The 25,201-nt window shown below is 36.3% G+C and carries 29 protein-coding genes and 1 riboswitch; of the genes, 6 read left to right on the forward strand and 23 right to left on the reverse strand.

Annotated elements, in window-relative coordinates:
- Positions 1-213 precede the first annotated feature (213 nt).
- Entirely contained in the window at positions 214-1,200 is a 987-nt protein-coding gene (locus ABC228_RS14305) for an NAD(P)/FAD-dependent oxidoreductase (RefSeq protein WP_345825837.1), read from the forward strand.
- Between the two features lie 84 nt (positions 1,201-1,284).
- Here ABC228_RS14305 and ABC228_RS14310 read toward each other — a convergent pair whose 3' ends face one another.
- The 3 genes from ABC228_RS14310 to ABC228_RS14320 all read right to left on the reverse strand — a co-directional run bounded on the left by ABC228_RS14310 (position 1,285) and on the right by ABC228_RS14320 (position 2,925).
- Complete coding sequence (locus ABC228_RS14310) at positions 1,285-1,641, reverse strand: HesB/IscA family protein (RefSeq protein WP_345825838.1); 357 nt, start codon at positions 1,639-1,641, stop codon at positions 1,285-1,287.
- 78 nt (positions 1,642-1,719) lie between these two features.
- On the reverse strand, positions 1,720-2,577 hold the full coding sequence (dapF, locus tag ABC228_RS14315) for a diaminopimelate epimerase (protein ID WP_345825839.1): 858 nt from the start codon (positions 2,575-2,577) through the stop codon (positions 1,720-1,722).
- A gap of 9 nt (positions 2,578-2,586) precedes the next feature.
- Positions 2,587-2,925: a YuzD family protein gene (locus ABC228_RS14320; RefSeq protein WP_345825840.1), complete on the reverse strand. Its 339-nt coding sequence runs from the start codon at positions 2,923-2,925 to the stop codon at positions 2,587-2,589.
- 242 nt (positions 2,926-3,167) lie between these two features.
- Here ABC228_RS14320 and ABC228_RS14325 point away from each other — a divergent pair, with 242 nt between their 5' ends.
- Positions 3,168-3,392 (forward strand): NifU family protein, encoded by a 225-nt coding sequence (locus tag ABC228_RS14325; protein WP_212922088.1) that lies wholly within the window; start codon positions 3,168-3,170, stop codon positions 3,390-3,392.
- 44 nt (positions 3,393-3,436) lie between these two features.
- On the opposite strand, the gene ABC228_RS14330 is transcribed toward ABC228_RS14325, so the two are convergent.
- Positions 3,437-4,417, reverse strand: a complete 981-nt coding sequence (locus ABC228_RS14330; protein WP_345825841.1) for a protein kinase family protein — start codon at positions 4,415-4,417, stop codon at positions 3,437-3,439.
- A gap of 85 nt (positions 4,418-4,502) precedes the next feature.
- On the opposite strand from ABC228_RS14330, the gene ABC228_RS14335 reads away from it, so the two are divergent.
- Positions 4,503-5,003, forward strand: a complete 501-nt coding sequence (locus ABC228_RS14335; protein WP_345825842.1) for a phosphatidylglycerophosphatase A family protein — start codon at positions 4,503-4,505, stop codon at positions 5,001-5,003.
- Between the two features lie 44 nt (positions 5,004-5,047).
- On the opposite strand, the gene ABC228_RS14340 is transcribed toward ABC228_RS14335, so the two are convergent.
- From ABC228_RS14340 to hepT, 3 genes are read right to left on the reverse strand one after another with little or no spacing between them, the layout of a single operon-like run.
- Positions 5,048-5,815 carry a TIGR01457 family HAD-type hydrolase gene (locus tag ABC228_RS14340; protein WP_345825843.1) on the reverse strand — a complete coding sequence of 256 codons (768 nt, stop codon included), beginning with the start codon at positions 5,813-5,815 and terminating at the stop codon, positions 5,048-5,050.
- 35 nt (positions 5,816-5,850) lie between these two features.
- Entirely contained in the window at positions 5,851-6,477 is a 627-nt protein-coding gene (locus ABC228_RS14345) for a helix-turn-helix transcriptional regulator (RefSeq protein WP_345825844.1), read from the reverse strand.
- Positions 6,478-6,498: 21 nt separating this feature from the next.
- Positions 6,499-6,939: a type VII toxin-antitoxin system HepT family RNase toxin gene (hepT, locus tag ABC228_RS14350; protein WP_345825845.1), complete on the reverse strand. Its 441-nt coding sequence runs from the start codon at positions 6,937-6,939 to the stop codon at positions 6,499-6,501.
- A 206-nt stretch (positions 6,940-7,145) separates the two neighbouring features.
- Between hepT and ABC228_RS14355 the strand changes: the two genes are divergently transcribed.
- Complete coding sequence (locus tag ABC228_RS14355) at positions 7,146-7,427, forward strand: hypothetical protein (RefSeq protein WP_345825846.1); 282 nt, start codon at positions 7,146-7,148, stop codon at positions 7,425-7,427.
- A gap of 26 nt (positions 7,428-7,453) precedes the next feature.
- Here the strand turns inward: ABC228_RS14355 and ABC228_RS14360 are convergent, their stop codons facing one another.
- Positions 7,454-7,726 (reverse strand): YutD family protein, encoded by a 273-nt coding sequence (locus tag ABC228_RS14360; protein WP_345825847.1) that lies wholly within the window; start codon positions 7,724-7,726, stop codon positions 7,454-7,456.
- Positions 7,727-7,870: 144 nt separating this feature from the next.
- Between ABC228_RS14360 and ABC228_RS14365 the strand changes: the two genes are divergently transcribed.
- The gene (locus ABC228_RS14365) at positions 7,871-8,440 is read left to right on the forward strand and encodes a YhcN/YlaJ family sporulation lipoprotein (protein WP_345825848.1); all 570 of its coding nucleotides are present in this window, start codon (positions 7,871-7,873) and stop codon (positions 8,438-8,440) included.
- Between the two features lie 40 nt (positions 8,441-8,480).
- Complete coding sequence (locus ABC228_RS14370) at positions 8,481-9,449, forward strand: M23 family metallopeptidase (protein WP_345825849.1); 969 nt, start codon at positions 8,481-8,483, stop codon at positions 9,447-9,449.
- A 46-nt stretch (positions 9,450-9,495) separates the two neighbouring features.
- Here ABC228_RS14370 and ABC228_RS14375 read toward each other — a convergent pair whose 3' ends face one another.
- From ABC228_RS14375 to ABC228_RS14445, 15 genes are all read right to left on the reverse strand, one after another.
- Positions 9,496-9,597, reverse strand: a complete 102-nt coding sequence (locus ABC228_RS14375) for a methionine/alanine import family NSS transporter small subunit (protein ID WP_345825850.1) — start codon at positions 9,595-9,597, stop codon at positions 9,496-9,498.
- Position 9,598: 1 nt separating this feature from the next.
- Positions 9,599-11,143, reverse strand: coding sequence for a sodium-dependent transporter (locus ABC228_RS14380; protein WP_345825851.1), 1,545 nt, complete (start codon positions 11,141-11,143; stop codon positions 9,599-9,601).
- Positions 11,144-11,388: 245 nt separating this feature from the next.
- Positions 11,389-12,924, reverse strand: a complete 1,536-nt coding sequence (locus ABC228_RS14385; protein WP_345825852.1) for a Na+/H+ antiporter NhaC family protein — start codon at positions 12,922-12,924, stop codon at positions 11,389-11,391.
- A gap of 139 nt (positions 12,925-13,063) precedes the next feature.
- Positions 13,064-13,239, reverse strand: a riboswitch (Lysine riboswitch).
- 48 nt (positions 13,240-13,287) lie between these two features.
- Positions 13,288-14,064 (reverse strand): sporulation protein YunB, encoded by a 777-nt coding sequence (yunB, locus tag ABC228_RS14390; protein WP_345825853.1) that lies wholly within the window; start codon positions 14,062-14,064, stop codon positions 13,288-13,290.
- Positions 14,065-14,130: 66 nt separating this feature from the next.
- On the reverse strand, positions 14,131-15,216 hold the full coding sequence (locus ABC228_RS14395) for an HD domain-containing phosphohydrolase (protein ID WP_345825854.1): 1,086 nt from the start codon (positions 15,214-15,216) through the stop codon (positions 14,131-14,133).
- 156 nt (positions 15,217-15,372) lie between these two features.
- Positions 15,373-15,675 (reverse strand): YunC family protein, encoded by a 303-nt coding sequence (locus ABC228_RS14400; RefSeq protein WP_345825855.1) that lies wholly within the window; start codon positions 15,673-15,675, stop codon positions 15,373-15,375.
- 76 nt (positions 15,676-15,751) lie between these two features.
- Positions 15,752-17,161, reverse strand: a complete 1,410-nt coding sequence (locus ABC228_RS14405; RefSeq protein WP_345825856.1) for a bifunctional metallophosphatase/5'-nucleotidase — start codon at positions 17,159-17,161, stop codon at positions 15,752-15,754.
- 12 nt (positions 17,162-17,173) lie between these two features.
- Entirely contained in the window at positions 17,174-17,989 is an 816-nt protein-coding gene (locus ABC228_RS14410; protein ID WP_345825857.1) for a sulfite exporter TauE/SafE family protein, read from the reverse strand.
- A 236-nt stretch (positions 17,990-18,225) separates the two neighbouring features.
- The gene (locus tag ABC228_RS14415; RefSeq protein ID WP_345825858.1) at positions 18,226-19,227 is read right to left on the reverse strand and encodes a DoxX family membrane protein; all 1,002 of its coding nucleotides are present in this window, start codon (positions 19,225-19,227) and stop codon (positions 18,226-18,228) included.
- Between the two features lie 222 nt (positions 19,228-19,449).
- On the reverse strand, positions 19,450-20,847 hold the full coding sequence (sufB, locus tag ABC228_RS14420) for a Fe-S cluster assembly protein SufB (protein ID WP_345825859.1): 1,398 nt from the start codon (positions 20,845-20,847) through the stop codon (positions 19,450-19,452).
- Positions 20,848-20,888: 41 nt separating this feature from the next.
- Complete coding sequence (gene sufU / locus ABC228_RS14425) at positions 20,889-21,320, reverse strand: Fe-S cluster assembly sulfur transfer protein SufU (RefSeq protein WP_345825860.1); 432 nt, start codon at positions 21,318-21,320, stop codon at positions 20,889-20,891.
- Positions 21,310-22,530: a cysteine desulfurase gene (locus ABC228_RS14430; protein ID WP_345825861.1), complete on the reverse strand. Its 1,221-nt coding sequence runs from the start codon at positions 22,528-22,530 to the stop codon at positions 21,310-21,312. The genes sufU and ABC228_RS14430 overlap by 11 nt, the downstream gene beginning before the upstream one ends.
- Positions 22,530-23,837 carry a Fe-S cluster assembly protein SufD gene (gene sufD / locus ABC228_RS14435; RefSeq protein WP_345825862.1) on the reverse strand — a complete coding sequence of 436 codons (1,308 nt, stop codon included), beginning with the start codon at positions 23,835-23,837 and terminating at the stop codon, positions 22,530-22,532. Before sufD ends, ABC228_RS14430 begins: the two co-directional genes overlap by 1 nt.
- Positions 23,838-23,854: 17 nt before the next feature.
- Complete coding sequence (gene sufC / locus ABC228_RS14440; protein WP_345825863.1) at positions 23,855-24,640, reverse strand: Fe-S cluster assembly ATPase SufC; 786 nt, start codon at positions 24,638-24,640, stop codon at positions 23,855-23,857.
- Between the two features lie 218 nt (positions 24,641-24,858).
- Positions 24,859-25,029 carry a YuzK family famiily protein gene (locus ABC228_RS14445; protein WP_345825864.1) on the reverse strand — a complete coding sequence of 57 codons (171 nt, stop codon included), beginning with the start codon at positions 25,027-25,029 and terminating at the stop codon, positions 24,859-24,861.
- Positions 25,030-25,201: the final 172 nt, after the last annotated feature.

Consider the following 25,201-nt stretch of genomic DNA (forward strand, 5'->3'; position numbering starts at 1 on the left):
AAAAATAAATAAAACCAAAATTTCAACTGTCACATATTCGTAATATATTATCCAACCTATATGATAGACCTTTTACCTATATTTTTCAACCCTTAATATTTATTTTTGAAAGAGTTACCAATAAAAGGTTCAATCCATTACAAGTAATTCATATTTATGGTACGATGTTAGTGTTATTTTGTTTATATTGGAGTTAAAAAGGAGGCTATATAGATGTCAGATAAATTGTTTGACGTTACGATAATAGGCGCTGGCCCTGTTGGTTTATTTACTGCATTTTATGGTGGAATGCGCCAAGCAAGTGTTAAAATAATTGAAAGTTTACCACATACTGGTGGGCAATTATCAGCCCTTTATCCAGAGAAGTATATATATGATATCGCAGGTTTTCCAAAGGTACGTGCACAGGACCTGGTTGACAATTTAGAAAAGCAAGCTAGTTTATTCGACCCCACAATTGTACTTGGACAATCTATTGAAAAAATTGAGAAACTAGAAGATGAGTCCTTAAAGCTTACTTCTAACACTGGTGAGGTTCATCACACGAAAACCATGATTATTACAGCTGGGAATGGTGCTTTCCAACCTCGTCGCCTCAAAATTCGTAACTCTGAAGACTTTGAAGGCAAAAATCTTCATTATTACATAAAAGATATGAATCGTTTTAAAGATAAACGTGTAGCGATTCTTGGTGGAGGAGATTCAGCAGTTGACTGGGCATTAATGTTAGAACCAATCGCGGAAAAGGTCTCTTTAGTTCATCGCCGTAATGAGTTCAGAGCGCATGAACATAGTGTGGAACAATTGATGAAATCAAAGGTAGAGGTACTAACTCCGTATACTCCTAGCGATATCGTAACTTCTAATAAAATCGATAAAGTTTTATTAGAAGAAGTAAAAGGCGAGAAAAAAGTCGAACTAGAAGTTGATGAGGTTATCTGCAACTATGGTTTTATATCTACTCTTGGTCCTATTAAGGACTGGGGTCTAGAAATCGAAAAAAATAGTATTGTTGTGAATACAAAAATGGAAACGAATTTCCCTGGTATATATGCAGCTGGCGATATTTGTACTTATCCAGGTAAAGTTAAATTAATTGCAACAGGATTTGGTGAAGGTCCAACTGCAATTAATAATGCGAAACAGTATATTGATCCAAAAGCACGTGTTCAGCCAAAACATTCAACGAGCATGTTTTAATTTACGGCATGAAGGATTTTTATCCTTTTCCTGCTTTTTAATAACAAAAAAATGCTAGAACATTTATCTGTTCTAGCATTTTCTTTAGCATTTCTCTGGGGAACCTTCACGTTCTTTCGCACGGAAGGATGAGCCACATCCACATGAGATAATCGCATTTGGATTATCGATGCTAAATCCTCCACCCATCATATTCTGCTTAAAATCGATTTTTGTGCCTTCTATGATAGGGATATCTTGTTTAAATATCGTCACGGGTATACCGTTTATTTCTTCTACGAGGTCTAATTCATCATTAACTTCATCGTCAAACCCGAGTGAATAAGATAATCCGCTGCAACCTCCGCCTTTTACTCCAAACCGTAAACGAACACTATCGGACTCGCTTTTCATCATATCTTTAATCTGGTGACTTGCACTCTCTGTTAGCGAAATAACCATCTTAGCCCCTCCTAAAATATAGCTTAAGTTAAGTATACAAACTTTAAGTAACTATTTTCAAATATAAAGTTTTTCCAATCATGACTTGTAATGATACTCCCCTCTAGCAATCACATCCGCACCGCCAGACATCCATATATAACCACCTTCATCCCACTTTATATCTAAATCTCCTCCTTGAAGATGTACGGTTATCGTCTTATTCTTCGGAATAAAATTATTTAACGATGCAGCAACTACTGCAGCACATGCTCCTGTTCCACAAGCCTGTGTCACACCTGAACCACGCTCCCAGACTCGAAAATTGAGTTCCGTCTCATTCACTACTTCAACAAATTCAACATTTACGCCATCAGGAAAGCGAGCGTCCTTCTCGATTATCTCCCCTAACTCATATAATGGAGCATCTTGAATATGATCAACGAAAAATACAGCATGAGGGTTTCCCATGGATACCGCTGTAATCTTTAATTCCTTATCATCCACCATAAACGTCTCATTCACTACTTGCTGCTGCTCTTCACCAACCATTGGGATGATTGAGCGTTTCAATCTTGGCTGCCCCATGTTTATCGTTATATTCTTCACAATTCCATTTGACACCTCTACCACAGCATCAACAATGCCCGCCTTTGTTTCAATTTGAAATTTTTTTTCATTCACTAACCCGTTTTCATAGGCATACTTTGCAGTGCATCGAAGTCCATTGCCACAGCTTTTCCCTTCAGATCCATCCTTATTGAATATTCGCATTCCTACTGGAGCAATGCTGCTGGGGTGGATTAATATTAGTCCATCCGAACCAACTCCGGTACTGACATTTGATACTTTTTGCGCAACATCTGAAAGAATTTCTTCCGGAAGGTCAACTTTAAATAAATCCAAATAAATATAATTATTTCCTAATCCATGCATTTTTGTAAACGGTATATCCATGTTCAAGCCTCATTTCAACTCTTCTTTTGGTTTAATATCATTTTGCTGAAGTGCTTCATAAATTGTTTTTAATCTTGGAATTCCTTCTGCGACCATTTCATCATTCACAAAGACAATTGGATAATATAAATCCTCATCCACTATTCTTTCCACAAAATCACGATGTTTCTTTACTTGTTGTGTTTCATTAATATCGATATATTCGTAACGAATTGCATCATCTACGTATTTTCTTGCAATTGCTGCTTGTAACCATTCATAAGTATCCTTTGAACCTGGAGCACCTACACAGCTTGCACAAATCTGATTGGAGCCATAAACCGTAATCACAACTTTTTTCCCGTCCAATGCGTTTCCCCCTTATCTTTTCATTCACTAGTTTCTTTTATTTTACAAAATCTTGATATAAAGATAAAATAATAATGATTACAATGTAAGAAAATCAGATGGTAATATGGAGAAGAACCCATAAGATTAGAAGGATTAGACTTCTCGGTAAGACCTAGCTTTTTAATAAGGTGGAATAAATTAAAGATAGATTTTTTCAACTAACCGCTTTATAATGATAATAGGAAAGGAGAAGATGGATAATGCGTGAACAAGTTCAGGAAGTATTAAATAAATTACGCCCATTTTTACTTCGAGATGGTGGAGATGTGGAGTTAATTGATGTAGATGAAAATGGCATTGTACTTCTTCGTCTCATGGGTGCATGTGGGAACTGCCCAAGCTCTACAATTACGTTAAAAGCTGGTATTGAACGAGCATTAATGGCTGAAGTACCAGGCGTAAAGGAAATCGAACAAGTATTTTAATGATAAAATATCAGAAGCAGACAACGTTTTGTTGTCTGCTTTTTTTATTTAGATAACCATTCTAGTACAGGGACATCATAGCTTTTGTATGGAACATGCATTAAGTCGTATAAATTAGCTAATCGCTTTTCATATACGACTTGCTTTTTTATCAGGCGGTTTAGCTCAGCTGTGTTATGGTCATCACTTCCCCCTTTAAAGCAATCCTCCATTAAATCAAATATATGAATTGGATATATAAGCCTTGCATATAATAATCTCCAACTAAAAATGGAAAGTGGTCTAACAGCTTGATAATCGGTCATGAATGAAACAACCTCTTTCATAGCGTACTCGTCTTCCTCTAGCAACTTCCACCGGATATACTCTGCGAGATCTCTAGTGGGATGATCATATACAAGGTCATCGGTCCATATGACGGATTCATTGACATGATTTTTATAACGTCGAAAACAAAAAACTCCCTGATCGCCATAATGATATCGTTTGTCAGTCTCACTTTCCTGCATATACTGGATAGCATTTTCACTTATCCCGATAATATATGGAAAAACATCCACTAATCTTCTGTAGTAGTTCGACGAATTAGCTGTTGACTCATGGTTTAGTTTATTTTCAAATGCTGTAAGCTTTTTAATCCACAAGTCCTTCCACAAACCGTAACTTGAAATTTCTTTCGGTTCATACGTATATGCTGCCGTTGTCTCATGAAAATTTGCTAATAATGTTCCATGAGATTCTCTAGAACTATCCTGAAGCTCTTCAACCCTTAAGACAATATAGCGATTATTTCCGTGATCGACAAACCAACTATTATCTACTGTTGGTATTGGTAATGCCGTATGTTTAAAGCCATTTTCGGCAAGATAATAAGATAGAGCCGCTTGTTCTAAATGGATTGTTTCCTTGTTGGCAGAGGAAATGATAAAATATAAATAATCATGGTCCCGGAACCCTTCCCTTCCACACACGCGCACATGTTCATTAACATGAATACTATAATTCGTTAAAAGTAACTCTTTCATCACAAGTCCCTCCCACATACCATTACTATAAATGTATGAAAGATTTAGCCAATCTTAACCATTAAAAGGAGAATCGAGATTAATTATGGATAAAAATTTAAACCAATCTAGATTAGAACAAAAGGCTAGAGCATTGTTAGAGGAAAGAGGTGTTACATTAAAAGACATTGCAGAGCTAGTTTATTATTTGCAGTCCAATTATCATGAAGCGTTGAGCATGGATGATTGCCTTTATAATGTAGACCGAGTCTTAGAAAAACGAGAAGTACAAAATGCAATTCTTACTGGCATACAATTAGATAAGCTCGCGGAGCAAAAAATGTTAGAAGAGCCTTTACAAACAACCATTGCTATCGATGAAAGTCTGTATGGAATTGATGAAGTAATTGCCTTATCCATTGTTAACGTATACGGTTCCATTGGTTTTACAAACTATGGTTATATTGACAAACAAAAACCAGGAATTCTAAAAAAATTGAATGATAAATCTAGTGGAGAATGTCATACATTTTTAGATGATATTATCGGAGCAATTGCTGCAGCGGCGTCAAGTAGGCTTGCCCATGCAAGTGCAGATAGTGAGTAATTAAATTACATGCAGATCACATCGATGATCTGCATGTTTAATTTTTATAATGTCCATTCACTCAAATTGTTTATATAATAAGTTGGTTTAATTGGTAATGTTTCTAACTGCTCTAGAGGTGTCACTCCTGTGAAAACCATTAACGTATCCATACCAGCCTGTATCCCTGCACGGATATCGGTATTGTAATTATCCCCAACTAAGATGGTATCATCTACCTCTGTACCTAATACGGTCAATGCTTCTTTTACAATTATCGCTTCAGGTTTCCCGATATAGGTTGGTTGTTTTCCAGTACTTACTGCTATCACGGATGTAAAGGCACCATTTCCAGGAAGTAGTCCTCTTTCAGTTGGTAAAGCATTGTCACTGTTCGTTGAGAAGAAAGCTGCTCCATTACGCACAGCAATACAAGCCTTTGCCAATTTTTCATACGTGATATTTCGGTCAATCCCAACAACTACTGCATCACAATCCTCTTGATCGGTTATGTGGATACCTTCACGATGTAAAGCCTCCATTAGTCCAACCTCACCGATAACATAGCAACGAGCATTTGGAGAAGTCTGCTTAAGGTATTTTGCAGTTGCCATACTACTGGTAAATACTTCTTCAGGATGTGCTTCAACACCTAGCTTGTTTAGTTTATCAGTAACCTGATCTTGCGTTTTAGAGGAATTATTTGTTAGAAACAAATAAGGTATCCCTCTAGCCTTAAGATCTTTAATAAAAGCAGGAGCTTCTTTGATAACTTCATTTCCACGATACATGGTACCATCTAGATCAATTAAATAACCATTGTACTTCTTCAAAATACTTAACTCCTTCTAAGCTGCTTTTTTAAAATTTATTTATCTTTTGGATTTCGAATCGTCCAATTACAATAGTGATCCCCGCTCGTCATACAAGCTACACAGTTAACATAGCTATCCGAAAACACAGCATTAAACACCTTGTGTTCATTTTTACATACTTGTTGATAAGCATTTGCCAGATTAGCAATTGGGCAATTAAAATGTCTCATCTCATAACTGCCATCAGGCTTTTGCTCAAGCTCAACCATATATCCCCGGTCTTCTTGAAGCTCTGCAACTTTGGCAACTTTTTCATCAAAGTCTATTGGTATATTATTGGAATGGAAGAAGTCCACTTCTTTTTCCATTCGTCTTTCTAATAGAGAATAAACAGCATCTAATCCTTGTAATTCTTCTAAATCCTTTAATAAATCTACTGATAATGACTCATAGTGATTAGGAAATACTCGATTCCCTGCTTGAGTTAATTCATATTCATAAGCCGGACGCCCAATATTTTTTTTAATAGCGTTTTTACGAATTAATCCTTGGTTTTCAAGCTCATGAATATGCTTTCGAACAGCGATGTCAGAAATGGTAAAGAACTCCATCATCCCTTCGATTGTCATCACATGATTTCGCTTTAAAATTGTCAGTAGCTTTTGTTTAGTTCGAGCCATTTTCACCTTAGATCACCTTCGCTACGCTTCATTTGAGAACGCATTCGCTACACCTAATTCATTATTCAAGTAAGTCCTTATATTGGTTGTAAATTGCTCAATAATGATGTAATGCTTGTTTATTACCTCATTCAACCTTTCATGACTAACATTCAAATAATCCTTTACCAGCATTTTGCGAAGCCCGACTAATTCCTTGTAAGCTCCACTTTCTGAAGAAGGAATTACTTTTTCATCAACCAATATATCAATAATGTCTTCATAACTACCTGGATCTCTCATAATAAACCCGTCAATCATCATATTTCCAACATCAATAATGGATTCAATTAATAGTTGAACAAGTCTTTCTAATGCGAGTTTTTCTTGATAAGAATCTGACTTTAAGGATTTTTGCTCATGTAACAAAGCTTCTATAAATTGCAAAGTGGCATCTACTTTTTTTCGATCAACAAAATACATCGTATTACCTCCAGATACTTCTATTATTTTTATCATATCATATTGGATACGTGAATAAATTAACAGTTTTATGAAGAAAAAGTTTACTTTTCTATTCTGATTCTAGGAAAACCTCTCCACTCATGACTTAGCGATACACTCCCAACAAATGGAATACTAAAACACAGTTATTCGTCAAAAATATAGCTAAAGAAGGGATGAGGAAAATGGGAAAAAAGGATAAAAAGCAGTTCTCTGACTTTTCAAATGTAAGAAATCAGCGAAATAACTTAATACCTGAAGAATTTCCAGAGGGGTCATTTGGCTCTAGTATTAATAAGCACGATCCAGTATTTAGTAAATCAACTCCATGGAAAGAAGGGCAACGAAGAGAAAGTGCTTTTGTCTATCCATATAAAGAGCTTCACGAGGACTTACCAAGACAAATCGATGGGTCCCACCCAATTCATGACCATCCAGATGATGTAGGACCGGAACAAGAAGAATAGCAGTAGTTCCCATGAACTACTGCTATCTATTCCACTCTCTTTAAAACAAAATATGCACAGCCAAAATTACAGTATTCATACAAGTAATCATCCAATGAACTTATCTTCGAGTCTTCTGTTGCTTTAGAATTATGATCATGATAAAACCCTTTAAGTCTTAATTGCTCATATCCCCAATCGCCAACAATATAATCATACTTCTTTAAAATATCTGAATAACGCTCTTCGAGTACTTCTTTTTGAAAACCTTCTTTTACGTTTTCAATTAGTTTGTAATTTTTTCCAAATAGCTCTATCAACAAACTCACCCCTCTTGCATTGACTATAGTTTACCACACTTTCACTATTATCAGCCATTCCTGTTTTTCATTGCATGAATTCCTTAATAAACAACAAACTAATAATAATTCTACTTGATGTATTGAATTAGGAGGAATAATGACATGATGAGAATACTACTATTGAGTATTATTTTGGTTGGACTGATCCTGACAGGTTGTGCACATACCGACAGTTCTTCAGGAGAAAGAGAACAAATGCTAGACGAATTAGATCCAAATCGTGAGAACAAAAATGCAAACGACATGAACGACAAGCTCGGTTATGTAAATTACACTAAGGATCAAATAAATCAAGACAATGAAGAACATCACTCGGCAACGATAAATAGAAGAGAAATGGCGGATATGATTGCTCGAATGATTCTAAGAAATGAGGGCTTTGAAAGAGTGTCTACGTTAGTAACAGACGAAGAAGTGCTAATAGCTTATGAAAAGAATGAAGCATTAGAGGAAGTGGAAGCGGCAGACATTGCAAGTAAAACAGCGGTTAGTGTAATGCCAGGATATTTCGATGTTTATGTTTCCGATAACGATGTATTGATTCAAGATATTCAAAGTCTGCATAATTCTTCAGCAAATAATAAGGACTATGACAATACACTAGATCAAATTATTACAGAAATGAAAAAATCTCCACAAGGAATTAAACATAAAGAGGATATTATGGACTAACAATTGTTAGTCCAACTCCCTTTAATAGGAAGAGGTGAAAATGTTGTATTTAAAAAGCACTCATTCATTCATACTCCTCATCATCTTAACAAGCTGTTTTTTCTCGCTACAGATTGCAGCTGAAGAGGAGGATAGTATTTATGAGAAGAGAATGGCTTTATACAAAAAAACGGAAGCCTTAACACAAATTCCATGGTATTATATTGCAGCAGTTGATCAGTATGAAAGACAAATCTATAAAGACATTGAAGATAATCAAGTTATTTCCATACGAATCGAACCAACGCTATGGTTTGGAGCCGGAAATGATTCCAATACCTTGAATGCAATTGAATTATTTAATGGGATTGGTAAAGATGGAAATGGAGATCATAAGGCTAACCTTAAAGATGGTGAAGATGTCCTACTAACAATGGCATCTTACTTGCAAGAATTTGGGCATACCGAAGAGGATATTAAAATCGGCTTATGGAATTATTACAAGCGAGATTTAACTGTACAAACCATTAAAAATACTGCCCGAGTATTTAAGAAGTATAATGACATCTATTTGACTGATAGAGATTTCCCAGTAGCTATTAACTACAACTACAGTTATCGAAATACTTGGGGAGATCGTAGAGGCTTTGGTGGGAATCGAATCCATGAAGGTACAGACATTTTTGCTGATTATGGAACACCGGTAAAGTCAACAACATATGGAGTTGTTGAATTAAAAGGATGGAATTTATATGGTGGCTGGAGAATTGGTATCCGTGACATTTATAATATCTATCATTATTATGCACATTTAAGTGGATATGAAGAAGGTGTAAAAGTAGGACAAATTGTTAAACCAGGTGATGTAATAGGAAGTGTTGGTTCTACAGGCTATGGACCACCAGGAACTTCAGGGAAATTCCCTCCACACCTACATTATGGAATGTATAAGGATAATGGGTATAGCGAGTGGTCATTTGATCCATATCCATATTTAAGAAAATGGGAACGAATGGCAAAAAGTAATTAAAAAGAAAGACTGCCTTAGCTATAAACTAAGACAGTCTTTCTCTGTTTTATTCTACCTCTTTTGATTTTTTAACTGCATGCATAATGCTCGCAGCTAGGCCTCCCCATACAATAACGATAGATAAAATCATGAATATAATCCAACTCATGCTATTGTGCCTCCTTTTTCAGTTCTTCTTCCTCAACCGCTGAAGGCTTCTTCCATTTCGTTAGAGCCAAGATAATACCGACAACTAGTGCTCCAATTGCTACTGCCCATCCACCCCATAGGATAAATGTATCTGTGTAGCCTTCATAGTTACCAGTTGTATTGTTCTCTCCAACAAATTCTCTCAATATGTTTAATTTAAATAATTTAAACATCATATAGCCTAATACAATTGGCGTAATGACAGATAAACAAACTGTCCACCATGCACCTAACTTGATATCTGAAATACCATTTGCATGTTCTTTTAGATTTTTTAGTTCTCTTAGGATCCATGCGATTAATACAACTTCAATTAATCCCATTAAAGCAACACCGAATTGGTTAATAAAGTAGTCTGCTACATCTAAGAAGTATAATCCACCTTGCGTAGCAAACAACAAGGAGATTAATGCAGCAACTCCACCACCGAATAATACAGCTTTCGTACGAGTAATATTAAACTTATCTACCAAACCAGCTACATATGTTTCGGTAATAGACATTAATGAAGTTAAGCCGGCTAATACAAGGGAAGCAAAGAATAGGAATCCAAATAAAGCATTCATACCAGGGAACTGATTAATAATTTCTGGGAATACAATAAAGGCTAACCCTACACCACTTTCGACTACTTCACTGACAGGCAGACCAGATTGCATAGCCATAAATCCTAAGATTCCAAATACCCCAATACCAGCCAAGATTTCAAAACTTGAGTTACCAAAACCTGTAATAAATGCATTATTTGTAATATCAGATTTTTTAGGTAAATAACTAGAATACGTAATCATGATTGCAAAGGCAATCGATAAACTAAAGAAAATTTGTCCATATGCAGCTACCCAAACCTCAGGGTCTCCTATCTTACTGAAATCAGGCGTAAAGAAGGCTTCTAACCCATCAATCGCTCCAGGTAACGTAATCGCACGAATAACGATAATAAGGAAAATAATAACCAATGCAGGGATAAAGATTCGGTTAGCAATTTCGATACCTTTTTTAACCCCTTTGAATAATACACCTAACACAATAATCCATACTAATAGTAATGGAATTAATACCCCGGGAACAAAGTTTCCAATTTGACCTGGCTCTACTGTTCTTTGCAAGTAGTCGCCAATTAAGAAATCACCAGTACTCGATCCCCAATTTAAATTAAATGAAAATACTGAATAAGACATTGCCCAGGCAATAATAACGGAATAGTAGGTTGAAATGACAAATGCAATGATGACAGCCCACCAACCAACAAATTCTGTTTTCTTATTCATTCTTCGATAAGAGAGTGGTGCTGATCCACGATACTTATGACCGATTGTAAACTCTAAAATCAACAACGGAATACCAGCTGTTAACAATGCAAACAAGTATGGGATAAGGAAAGCACCCCCACCGTTTTCATATGCTACTGTCGGAAATCGCCAAATGTTTCCAAGGCCTACTGCGGATCCTACTGCAGCCAAAATAAAACCTGCTCTTGTTCCCCACTGAGAACGAGTTTCCATTAAAAGACCTCCTTCTATTATTTTTTCTTATTACATTATGTAATGTGTAATAAGTACATAATCAGTAAAACCAGCTACTTTATTAATATTTAATTTTTCTGAAATTACTGAACTTGTCTGTATTATAACGGTACTTTTTTACTGTGTCAAAGTATTTTTAAAATTTTTTATATAGTAAAATATTCTAATTTACGTGTGTAAAAAAAGACCCGCCAGCATTTAGCTGAAGGGCCTGAATAGAACAGTTATTTTTGTTTAGTTAACGCCGAAAAGATAATTGCAATAATGACAATTAGTACAAGTGTCACAAGTAAACCAATGATTAGTTGATTCGTTAATCCTATCAAAATATACCCAATACTAGATGCAATAGCAACGATTATGGCATAAGGAATCTGTGTCATAACGTGATCAATATGATTTGATCCAGCACCAGTTGATGACAGAACTGTTGTATCTGAAATTGGCGATACATGATCTCCAAACACTGCACCTGCCAATACTGCAGCTAGTGATGGTATGATAAGTGTTACATCAGCAATTGCCATTACCTCTGCAGCAATTGGTAGCATAATACCAAATGTTCCCCAAGATGTTCCGGTTGCCAATGCCATAAATCCAGAGAAAATAAAGAAGATAAATGGTAATAGATTTGAACTTATATTAGCAGATTCAACCAGATGTGCTAGGTACTCTCCTGTTTGAAGAGTTGAGATAATTGAACCAATCATCCAAGCTAATAGCAAAATATAAATTGCTGGAAGCATCGCTTTAATACCTTCAACAAAAACTTGGCCTGATGTTGCATGGTTTGTGCCTTGTGCAATATACATGATAAATGCAACGACGACAGACGCTATACCACCAACAAATAACGAAAAGTTTACATTCGTGTTTTCAAAAATAGATAGAATCGTGACCGTATCTCCGCTAGCATTTGCTCCAGTAATCACCATGGATACCACTGTTGCAATTAACAATACAACAATCGGAACTAATAAATGAAATACCTTTCCTCGTTCACTTGGCTTAAATGTGCTCGATAAATCACCTGGAACCTTAGCATCACTTGGAATTACTTCCCCAGTACGCTCTGCATGAGTCTCATGCTTTCTCATGGGACCAATGTTAATATTGAAGATTGCCACTAAGAACACTAGAAGCAGCGCACCGATTGCGTATAAATTATATGGGATCATCTTTACAAAGGCTTCTAGTGGTTGAAGATCAGTCATCACTACTAACCCACCAACGAGTCCAATCAAATAGGCTCCCCAACTAGATATTGGTGAAATAACAGTTACAGGGGCAGATGTCGAGTCAATGAAATATGCCAACTTCGCACGGGAAATATTATGTCGATCTGTTAATGGTCGCGCAATTTGTCCAACTGCTAGTGCATTAAAATAATCATCAATAAAAATGATAATACCAAGTATTGGTGCCATCAATTGTGCACTTCTACGAGTTTTTATTCTACTAATCATCCAATCTCCAAATGCTCTGCTTCCACCTGAAGCTTGAAGAAATGCAGTCATAATTCCTAATAATAATAGGAAGCCAATTAATTGAAGGTCTCCTGTATTTAGCGCTCCTTCCGATATAAAGATACCGAAAAATACAGCCCAAATTTCTTTTAAACCTTCTAAAACTTTGAAATCATGAATAAATAGTGCTCCAATAACGATACCTATTCCTAGTGACAATAACACTTTTCGGGTTAATAAAACTAAAATAAGCATCATAATTGCTGGAATAATTGAATAAATTGTTCCTTCCATTAAAGTATACCTCCAATATTTTTTTGTAATCTATGCTGTTCGTACATGGAGATACGCTTAGAAAATTCCTTTTTCTACGCAAAAAAACAATGACAGAAAATAACCTATCATTGTTTTACGATATACGTTATCCTCCAAATTGATCAGTAGTTCTCCATGCGTACGTTCAGCATGACAGTTTGCCTCTTGTTCAAAGACAACCCAGCAATAATAAGTCTGACCCTTATTACGCTTCGGCAATCAAGCCTTTCATCAATAATCATCGTTGTCATTCTCCTATTGACTACTAATCTTGTTTGCGCCTCTACCTCACCGATCTGATAAGGTCTCTTATTTAATTACGTTAATTACTATACTAGAATTTTAATTGTTTGGCAAGTCATCTCCTGGGACTGCTATGGAAGGTCCCTCTCCTCCACCACCATAGAATTCAGGAATTTCACCCATTACTAGAGATTTGTCAATTAATATTTTCGTACTTACCGTTGTTTCGTCTGTTACAAACGGTACAACGATTTGGACATCCGCCTGTACTTCCACATAGAGGGAAACATATACATTATTAATACCATATGAGGATATTTCCTCCACTAACTCGGTTTTTACACTTCCAACAAGCTCAAGATTAACTGGAACCCTTGGTCCTAAGTTAGCTAGTACAGAATTTCCCGTAGCCTGGCCAATTGGAATTTCGATAACAGTCGGATCTCGATCCACAAGCTCTTCAACTGTATCGCCATATGCTTCTGGCTCTCCAAGTGGATCACTATATTGAGGAGTAGTTCCACGATTCATACTGTGGAAAAATTCTTCCACACGATCAGTTGCTGCACGATTAATTTTGTTTACCACTGACGCGTCCCAGCCAACGATTGAAATATAGCCAGCATCATTTTTCTCTGTAATTGCAATATCTTCAAACGTATATTCCTCAGCAAATTTCACAGCTGCATTAATCCCTCTTGTCGCAAATTCATCCGTCTTCGTTTCGGCAACTTCCATTAATGTTGGTGTTATTTCCTTATCAATAAATTGCAAACTAAAATATGTAATGACAATGCATAAGACAAACGAAATTAATAAAACATGCCTTGATGGAGGCGGTGTTCTTCTTCCTTTAAAGCCCATTCGACGTCTCATAGCAAAAACCCCCTCAAAACAATCTATGCTTGTTTTGAGGGGGTTAGAATTTAGAAATCAGGAATATCAACTTAAATTACATTTTGTAATAGTAATATTCAGTTCCTTTGATAAATCTATCGTGTAAGGCGTAACATCTATACCATATTCATCTTGAATAATTCGCACAATAGGTCTATCACATAAATGCTTATTTTGTTTTAAGACAACACCATACCTATTATCATTTAATTCAACTGTCATACCATTTGGATAAACCGCAACACTATTCTTAAATGCGTTGATAATTCGGCTATCAAATTGGTCGACAGCTGCACTATATAATAGTTCTAAGCCTTCATGAGGAAGCATCGCCTTTCGATAAACACGATTACTCGTAACAGCATCAAAAACATCTGCCACACCAATTATTTGAGCGAAAAGATGAATAGATTCACCAACCAATCCTCTAGGATACCCTGTACCATTTAATCGTTCATGATGCTGATAGGCACAATGAGCAACAACTGATGAATAACTATGATTCTTTCGTAATAGCTCATATCCTAGTGTCGTATGCGTCTTCATTGTTTCATATTCATCATCCAAAAGCCTATCAGGCTTCTGTAGAATATCCTGACTAATAAATATCTTGCCGATATCGTGAAGTATCGCACCTTTCCCCAGTTCAGATAATTCTTTTGCATTCAATTTTAATTCCGTACCAATGGCAAGGGCATAAATGGTAACATTTAACGAATGCTGAAAAATATAATCATCCGTTAAATAAATATCCCCTAGTAATGTGATTGATTCTTGATGGTTATTAATTTCATCCATAATTCGTTGGATAATATCCATTAAGCTTTTTTCTTCCTTATCCAGAATAAACGAATTGGATAATAAATTACTTTTTTGAACATCGGTAAAAAGCTTCTTCATAGAAGTGGTTGCATCTTGCCGCAATCTTTCTGAAATAGCCGGCTGCACAACAATATCTTTTGTTAACTCATCCTCTATGTATACATAAGTAATTCCTTGATTTTCTAGTCGCTTTACTAGTCTATCTGTTAACTTCATCCCGCGTTGAAGTAAGACAGTTCCGTTGTCTCGGTAGATTGTTTGACCAAGTGTAGCTCCCGATTGAATAGATGCTGTACTAACTAATCTCATTATGTTCTCCTAACCCCAGCCTTCATGAAAACGGCAATTTTCGACAACTAATCTAAAAAAATAGTATCAAATTCAAACAAAAAAAGCTATTCATAGTTTCGAAGTAGCTTTAAAACAGTGTCTAAAAAAATGCCTCCTGAAAAGGAGACATTTTGTTTAAGATATTCTTTTCAAGGCATCTCTTCCAATCATACCTTCCTGCCAACCATACTGTTTTGAAGCGTCTGTAATCTTCTCAAGCGGTGCATCTAATAAATCATCGATCGTCCGCACACCTACCGCTCTTCCCGCAATTACATGTCGATCCTTTAATTTCTCATTGAGTAAGTCAACATCAAGTGCTCCACACATGATATAGCCTATTTCATTAGAAATCATTAGTAAATTTGTTTTTGGTAGCTCAACTCGAACCGCCGTAAAAACAATACCCTCTACTTCAAGGGGGTTTATGGTTATCATAAAGCGTTATGCCTCCTTCGCAATGTACACTATATGTCTATGCAATAAGGAGGATTGGTGTCACGTTAACTGCGTTTTATTGCTGAAACCTTTTCCCGTAGTGCACTTGCAAGGTTTCCGCTAAGAAATCGCGAATGAATTTGGGTAATACATATGATTTATAGGTTGATTTTGCTACCTCAGGAAGTATGCGCCCAAAGGTAAAGGTATCTGCCGTTACCACTTTGTATACTTGATCAACAACAAGCGGTTTATCATCAAAATAGACATGTAGAACATATTCCTGTCCATTTGGATGATAATCAGTTATGACATCTAGGCCTGAGAAAACCATTTTCCCAAGAATTTTCCCCCGAAAGCCAAACCCCTTTAACTCTAAATCAATAAATTCTTTTGTATAGGTTGCCCGTATAACTTCCATTAGCTCTGCTCCGGTTAATTCAACAATACATGGATTAATTGGATGTGGGCATGCCCGGTGAATATCACCATATGTAATATCTCCTGTAGGAAAATTATCTAACAGCAATCCAGCGTTAAACATTGCACAATCAGCTGCTGTGTTCGCTAGGATATAGTCCGTTAAATGCTGCATAATAGTAGAGTTTGTATACCAATCAATAGAAATAGATTCATCAATTGTAATAACTCGTTTCGCTAGAATTTGGTCTGCTTCTGTTTGTAAGGCAACTAGCTTCTCAGCTATTTGAGTATCTTCAGCATACTCCGTAATATCGATTGTATAGGCTTCTTTCTTCATTAATTTCTTTTCCTCATGGTCCCATGTAAGAATAACCTCACCAATATGATAGCAATGTTTACCTGCAGCTGTAATAATCGTTTGATTCACTTCTTCACCAGTGCGTAATAGGTGATGTGTATGCCCGCCGATAATGACATCTACATCATCAAATCGTCTTGCAATTTCTTGGTCCTCACTTATTCCTAAATGAGATAAAATCACAATAATATCTGTGGATTTCTTCAACTCAGAAATGTATTTTTCCAAAACGACATATGGGTCAGATACTTCCCATCCTAGCAATTCATAATAATCATTAAACGGAGCAGTTAATCCAATAATTCCTATGTTAATCCCTTGGAAAGACTTAATTTGCACACGTGGATTCAGCCAGTCTGGAAGAATATCGTCTTTACTATGAAGATTGGCACATACAACTTGAAACTCAGCCTTATCATATAAGTGAAACAAATCATCATGTGCTAACGTAATTCCTTCGTTATTACCTAGCGTCACAAAATCGTAGCCTACTTCATTTAGCAGGGCTACATTTTCCTTCCCCATAAAAGCTTCCGAAATAGGATGAACACGGTCCATATGATCCCCTATATCGACAACCCAACAAGACTCATTCGTTGTATTTCTTTTTTCTTTTACATCATTTATATACTTAGCTACACGTGGCCATTGTGAAAAATTACTGTGTAAGTCATTCGTATAGTAAAAATATATTTTTTCCTTCATTCAAATAACTCCCTATGCCAACCCATTCATAATCATGCGTAAGCCAATCAGAATTAATGTAAATCGCAATATCCATTCAAGTGTATTTCCCTTCAACACTTGACTAACCATTGCTCCTAACTTTCCTCCAATCCATGCTCCAGGAATAAAGAATGCAACATATTCCCAAACGATATGCCCCAATACAATATGTGTCGTCGCACCGATTATACTGACAAAAAATATCATGAACATAGACGTAGCCGTTGCAATATGAACTGGAAAACCAAATAATAATATCATTGCAGGTACCATAATGGATCCGCCACCTATACCGAATAGTCCAGATAGCACACCAACTAAAAGTGAAAGTGAACAAGCTAAAGGGACTGATACGGAATATTCATAAGTCGTTTCTCCGATTTGGAACTGCCTACTATTTTTCTTTTTGAATTCATCTGCCTTCTGAGGCTTTCGTTTTAAGAAAAACAAAACGGAAATCAGAATGACAAGTATTCCAAAGTATAGTAAGAATTGCTCTGTTGCAATAAACTGGTTTAGCCATGATCCAATAACACCACCAGGTATACTTCCTGTAAGAAATAATAAGCCTGTTTTATAATCTACTCTTCCTTTTTTATAGTAAGTGATGGTTGAAGATAATGAAGTAAATATCATCGTGATTAAGGAAATGCCCACTATAGCTTGAGGTGTTGCCCAGGAAAAGCCTGGCAAATATTGATGCAACATTAACAAACTTGGTATTAAAATAACTCCCCCACCAAGTCCAACTAAGCTACCAAGAAAAGCAGTACCGATACCAATAATCATACAAATTATAAATACCACGTAAAATAACCTCAAGTCTTTCTATGTAATGTTTATTAAGATAATTTTACCATTGTTTCATTAAGATTCCTACCAACTGCTTTGTTAATTTTCATTCATATCAATCGATACTCCAGGAATATTCATGATGGAAAACTTTTCTTGTAAAAAAGAATTCTAAACCAGCCAGTCTAGTTTAGAATTCCCTTTCCAGTGAACATTCCACTGATGATAAGCCATAAATTTTCACATGAAACCTAAGCAAATCGATAATATATTAAGATAAACGTTGCAAGAACAAAAATAAAGTTTAAGAATACAAAGACAACCTGATCAACAATTGTTTTATGGATCCGAATAGGCGGATTATAAAATGAAACCCCCTCAATAATAAAAATTATTAAGACAATATGAATCATGAAATGTCCGATAATCTCTGTATAACCAAACAGCATCGTAGTCGAAATAAATATTAGAGTCAACACAAAGGCTAATATCCTATTTAAGACTCCCACAACTAATAAGTATCCTACGACAAATTCAATAAATGCTGCTAGTACGATAAATGCCTCTGGTGCGAATCCAAATGTAGGAACACCATGATTCTGAATGATATCGATACTCATAGATGGGTACACCCACTTCTCAACAGCTACCCAACAGAGCGAAAGCCCTGTTCCTAAATAAAGAAATGGAAATCCCCAATTTTCTAATTTTGTTTTCCCGATAAACAATACAAATATTATGGCTACATAAAACCCATAATCAAGCATGTGGAAGATTCCCACATCAGATAGGACATTCACAAAAAGGATTAACATTAACAATGCCCCTACTTTTGTTGCGTAGTGAATTGGAATTAATAAACAGATGATGGTAATCCATACCAAAATAGTTTCCCATGATTCTTCCAGTTCGAATTCTGGAGCAAATAGTGTTTGAGAAAAAAACTGAATGATTAAGGCTAGTGCCGTGCCATACTTTAAGATATACCTTGAAAATTTTCTGTATTGGTCTAGCTTTTCATCGATTTTATTAGCTACCGGAATTTCCATTAGCTTTGGAAGGAATTGCGGTAGAATTGCCAAAATAATCGCAGAAATTAATGCCACTGACAAAAATAATGGCGAGAGGATATTTTCAATTGACTCTTTATGTGGCTCAACTTCTGTAAACCACTTTACATGCGCCTCTGCTTCAAATGGATTTAGCATGATAAGAAATATAATTAAGACTGGTAACGTCCACTTTTTCTTCATTATTAGCCCTCCATCTTAATCTGCTTTTTTATAGCTTTTGCGAGAAGGTAACAACTATACGAAATAATAAATCTGGAGATATTGACAGATTAACAACAACCTATTCTTTATCAAAAAAAGAAGGAGACGAACTGCAAACGTTCGCCTCCTTCCTAGAGATTCTAGAGATAAGAACCCTTGCCGGAATCTTTGTCTCTATATCATTTTTCAATAAGTTTCCTATTATCCGATAGAACCTTCCATCTCGAACTTAATCAGACGGTTCATTTCAACAGCATATTCCATTGGCAGTTCTTTTGTAAATGGCTCAATGAAGCCCATTACGATCATTTCTGTTGCCTCTTCTTCCGTCAAACCTCTACTCATCAGGTAGAATAACTGTTCTTCAGATACTTTAGACACCTTTGCTTCGTGCTCTAATGAGATATTGTCATTTAAAATCTCATTATAAGGAATTGTATCTGATTTTGATTCATTATCTAAGATTAACGTATCACATTCGATGTTAGCACGTGCTCCATCTGCTTTACGTCCAAAGTGAACCAATCCACGATAGGTTACATTACCGCCCTGCTTAGAGAACGATTTCGAAACAATTGTTGAAGAGGTATTTGGTGCTAAGTGATGCATTTTTGCTCCAGCATCCTGTACTTGGCCTTTACCAGCAATTGCGATCGAGATTGTATTACCACGAGCACCTTCACCTTTAAGAAGAATAGCAGGATATTTCATGGTTAATTTCGAGCCGATATTTCCATCAATCCATTCCATCGTCGCATTCGCGTCACACACTGCACGCTTCGTAACGAGGTTATATACATTGTTCGCCCAGTTTTGAATTGTTGTATAACGGCAATAGGCATCTTTCTTAACGATGATTTCAACTACCGCACTATGAAGTGAGTTTGTTGTGTAAACTGGCGCTGTACATCCTTCAACATAGTGAACAGATGCACCTTCATCAACAATAATTAATGTTCTCTCAAACTGCCCCATATTCTCAGAATTAATACGGAAGTATGCTTGAAGTGGCGTATTCGTTTTTACACCTTTTGGAACATAGATAAATGATCCACCAGACCAAACTGCAGAGTTTAGAGCAGAGAATTTATTGTCAGAGTATGGAATAACTGTTCCAAAATACTCTTTGAATAATTCTTCATTTTCTTTTAGTGCCGTATCCGTATCTTTAAATACAATACCTTGCTCCTCTAAATCTTCTTTTAAGCTGTGGTATACAACCTCAGATTCATATTGAGCAGAAACCCCAGCAAGGTACTTTTGTTCTGCTTCAGGGATACCTAATTTATCAAATGTTTGTTTGATTTCATCTGGTACTTCATCCCAAGTTCTTCCTTGTTTTTCAGAAGGCTTAACATAGTAAACAATTTCATCAAAATCAAGGCCGGTTAGATCTCCACCCCATTGTGGCATTGGACGCTCATAGAAATGCTCCAATGCTTTAAGACGGTAATCTAACATCCATTGCGGTTCTTCTTTCATTTTAGAAATTTCTTCAACGACTCTTCGTGTTAAACCACGTTCTGTACGGAAAATAGAAACGTCTTTATCACGAAAGCCATATTTATACTCTTCTATTTCAGGCGCTTTCTTAGCCATTCATAAACCCTCCTTTTAGTACTGGTACAAACGTTACACGATTACTTATCGTTAACTCCCTTTTCCATAGCCTTCCATGCAAGGGTTGCACATTTTATTCTAGCTGGAAACTGTGAAACACCACTTAGTGCTTCAGCATCTCCTAAATCTAATTCCGTATCAATTTCCTCCCCAAGCATCAAATCCGAAAAGATTTTTGACATTTGGAGTGCATCTGCAACCTTTTGTCCCTTTATTGCCTGAGTCATCATCGATGCAGATGACATACTAATAGAACAACCTTCCCCTTCAAACTTGGCGTCTTTGACAACTCCATCTTCAATTTGTAGCTGAAGTTGAATTCGATCACCACATGTTGGGTTATTCATATCCACCGTTAAGGCATCTCCTTGAATAGCACCATGATTACGGGGATTTTTATAGTGATCCATAATAACTTGTCTGTAAAGTGTTTCCAAGTTGTTAAAAGACATGACCGAAAAACTCCTTCGTTTTCAAGAGTCCGTCAATTAATTTTTCCACATCTTCTTCTGTATTATATAGGTAAAAACTTGCTCTGGCTGTTGCTGTAACATTCAACCATTTCATTAATGGTTGTGCACAGTGGTGACCAGCTCGAACAGCAATACCGTATGAATCTAATGCGGTCGCAACATCATGTGGATGAACATCTCCTAAATTAAAGGTTACAAGAGCCGCTCTATGCTCTGGTCCGTATACTTTAATCCCATCGACTGTTTGTAAACGATCCATAACATAATCTGCTAGCTTTTGTTCATGTTCTAGAATAGCATCCATTCCGATATCTTCTAAGAAGTCAATAGCAGCTGCCAGACCAATCGCACCGCCAATAATTGGCGTACCACCTTCAAATTTCCAAGGAAGCTCTTTCCAAGTAGATTCTTGTAGGGAAACAAAATCAATCATTTCTCCTCCAAATTCTACTGGCTCCATGTTCTCTAGTAATTCTCTTTTTCCATAAAGAACTCCAATTCCAGTTGGCGCACACATTTTATGACCTGAAAAAGCATAAAAGTCACAGTCTAAATCTTGAACATCAACCTTCATGTGTGGGGCACCTTGGGCACCATCCACAACTAGAACAGCACCTTTCGCATGTGCTATTTTAGCAATTTCTTTAATTGGGTTTATTGTTCCCAATACATTGGAAACATGCGCAATCGCAACAACCTTCGTATTATCGGTAACAAGATTTTGAATATCTTCTATTGCTACAGTACCGTCATCTTGTAAAGGAACATATTTTAATGTTGCACCAGTAGCTTTTACTGCTTGCTGCCATGGAATGATATTACTATGATGCTCCATTGGCGTAATCAGAATTTCATCTCCAGGCTCAAGATTAGCACGTGCGTAACTATAAGCAACCGTGTTAATTGACGTGGAAGTACCTCGAGTAAAAATAACCTCACCTGTACTTCTAGCATTAATAAATCGACGAACCTTCTCACGTGCACCTTCATATTGATCAGTTGCGCGTGAACCTAATGTATGAACTCCACGATGGACGTTAGCATTATCAAAACGGTAATAGTTTTCAACAGCTTCAATAACCGAAATTGGTTTTTGAGATGTTGCTGATGAATCCAGATAAACTAATGGATGCCCATTTACTTCCTGATCAAGAATCGGAAACATTTGCCTAATGGCTTTCACATCCATTAGTCAACTTTCCTTTCAATTACTTGTTTCAATTGTTTTTGAACAGCAGCAATTGGTAATTCTCTTACTACTGGATCAAGGAATCCATGAATGATTAAACGTTCCGCTTCTTCTTTCGTAATCCCGCGACTCATTAAATAATAAAGTTGCATAGGATCAACACGTCCAACCGATGCAGCGTGACCTGCTGTAACATCATCTTCTTCAATTAATAGAATAGGGTTCGCATCACCACGAGACTTTTCACTTAACATCAGAACACGAGAAGTTTGTTCACTATTTGCACCAGAGGCACCATGTTCAATTTTTCCAACAGCATTAAAGATGGAAGATGCACCTTCCTTCATAACGCCACGTTGTAAAATTTGTCCATCTGTGTTCTTACCAAATTGTACAATCTTTGCAGTAAAGTTTTGGATCTGCTTACCACGCCCAACTGTTACAGCATTAGCATTTGAAACTCCGCCATCACCGACTAAATGTGTCACGTTTTCAGATACCGTATTACCATCATTCATTTGGCCTAATGCCCAATCAATTGTTGCATCTCTGTATCCAACTCCACGACGATTCACATATGTCGTTGTACCAGCAGCAAAGTTATCTACCGCACCAAAGGAAATTTTTGCATTGTCCTGAGCAATTACTTCCGTAACAATATTTGCTACTGTAGAATCCTCAACATTATTAGAGATATAGTTTTCCACGTAAGTAAGTTCACTGTTTTCATCTGCTACAACTAACACATGATTAACTAGTGCTACTTCCGGGTCTTCTTGCCAAAATACAGCTTGAAGAGGTTCTTGGATTTGTACGTTCTTTGGAACATAAACAAATACTCCACCGTTCATTAATGCAGCATGAAGTGCTGTTAGTTTATGTTCATCAACAGATACAGCATCCTTCATGTAATAACGTTTTACCAATTCTTCATGCTCTTTTAGTGCTGTGAAAATATCAGTAAAAATAACACCTTTGTCAACCAATTCTTGGTTTAACTTTGCAAAAGCTACAGTTTGATTACGTTGAATTACAAGATTCTCAGGTAGATTCTCTACATCAAAGAAGTCTTGAATCTCTTTTGGTAAATCTGATAATGAAGATATAGTTTCTCCTGTAGCTACATGCTTGAAACGAGTAAAATTCCATTTACCGATCTTTGTTTTATCTGGTTTTGGTAATTCTAGTGATTCAGCTTGTTCCAATGCGTTAAGACGTAATTCTTTCATCCATTGTGGTTCATTACGCTCATTGGAAAACTGTTCGATATAATTTCTATCATAAGGTAGCTTTGTGTCAACAGTCATATTACCCCTCCTAACGTTTAAGCGTTTTGCCCTACTGTTTCGTCTTCAATACCTAACTCTTCTTTAATCCAGTCATATCCTTCTGCTTCCAAGCGTTGAGCTAACTCAGGACCACCAGATTTAACAACACGACCTTGCATCATAACGTGTACATGGTCAGGAGTAATATAATTTAATAGACGTTGATAGTGTGTAATAATCAAGCATCCGAAATTCTCACTACGCATTTTGTTAATACCTTTTGATACGACTTTTAATGCATCGATATCTAGACCAGAGTCGATTTCATCAAGAATTGCAATATCAGGCTTGATTTGCATCAACTGAAGAATTTCATTACGCTTCTTTTCTCCTCCAGAGAAGCCTTCATTTAGATATCTTGTCGCCATGTTTTGATCAATTTCTAAAAAGTCTAGATCTGCGTCTAAGCCTTTAATAAATTTCATTAATGGAATTTCATCGCCTTCTTCACGACGAGCATTGATAGCTGAACGTAAGAAGTCAGAAGTTGTTACACCACTGATTTCACTTGGGTATTGCATTGCAAGAAATAGACCTGCGCGTGCGCGCTCATCAACTTCCATTTCTAGTACATCTTCGCCATCTAATAAAACACTACCTTCTGTAACTTCATACTTCGGATGTCCCATAATTGCAGAAGCAAGTGTAGATTTACCAGTACCGTTTGGTCCCATAACTGCGTGGAACTCTCCACCTTTAATTGTTAGGTTCACACCTTTTAATATTTCTTTACCTTCAATTGAAACATGAAGATTCTTAATTTCTAATGTAGATCCTGCCATATTGATACCTCCATATATTAATATGTTTTTTTTAAAAGTTGAATAGAATTAAATCCATTCTCAATTTATTCTCATTACAATCTTATAGCATTTCGAATTTATAATCAACTCTTTTAGATTGTACAACTATGTACGTTTTATATAGGAAAATTCAGGGTTTAGATTTGTATTAAACCACAAAACTGGTACCCCAAGGATGGAGTACCAGCAATTCCATATCATTTATGAATTTGATTATCAATTTCAGCTAAAATGTGCTTACACTTATCATGATCTGCCTGACGTCTTTTCTCTACCTTCATACGGTTTTCTAACTTACGACAGTAATCCGCATACCCCATGTGATGGGTATTCTGCATTGCCTTTTCCATTTCAGGCGTGTAATTCATTTTAATCTCACTATTAATAGTGAATCATCCCTTTCATTTATTTAACAATACAAAGCTTAACACGAAGACAACATCTATGACAAAGCGCATATTTCACCTTACTTTCGAAAGTGACTTTATTAAAAGTCAATACGATAATATATCCAATCATCACTAGAACATTTAGCGAATT

It is taken from the genome of Ornithinibacillus xuwenensis, assembly GCF_039614845.1.
Classification (GTDB): Bacteria; Bacillota; Bacilli; order Bacillales; family Amphibacillaceae; genus Ornithinibacillus; species Ornithinibacillus xuwenensis.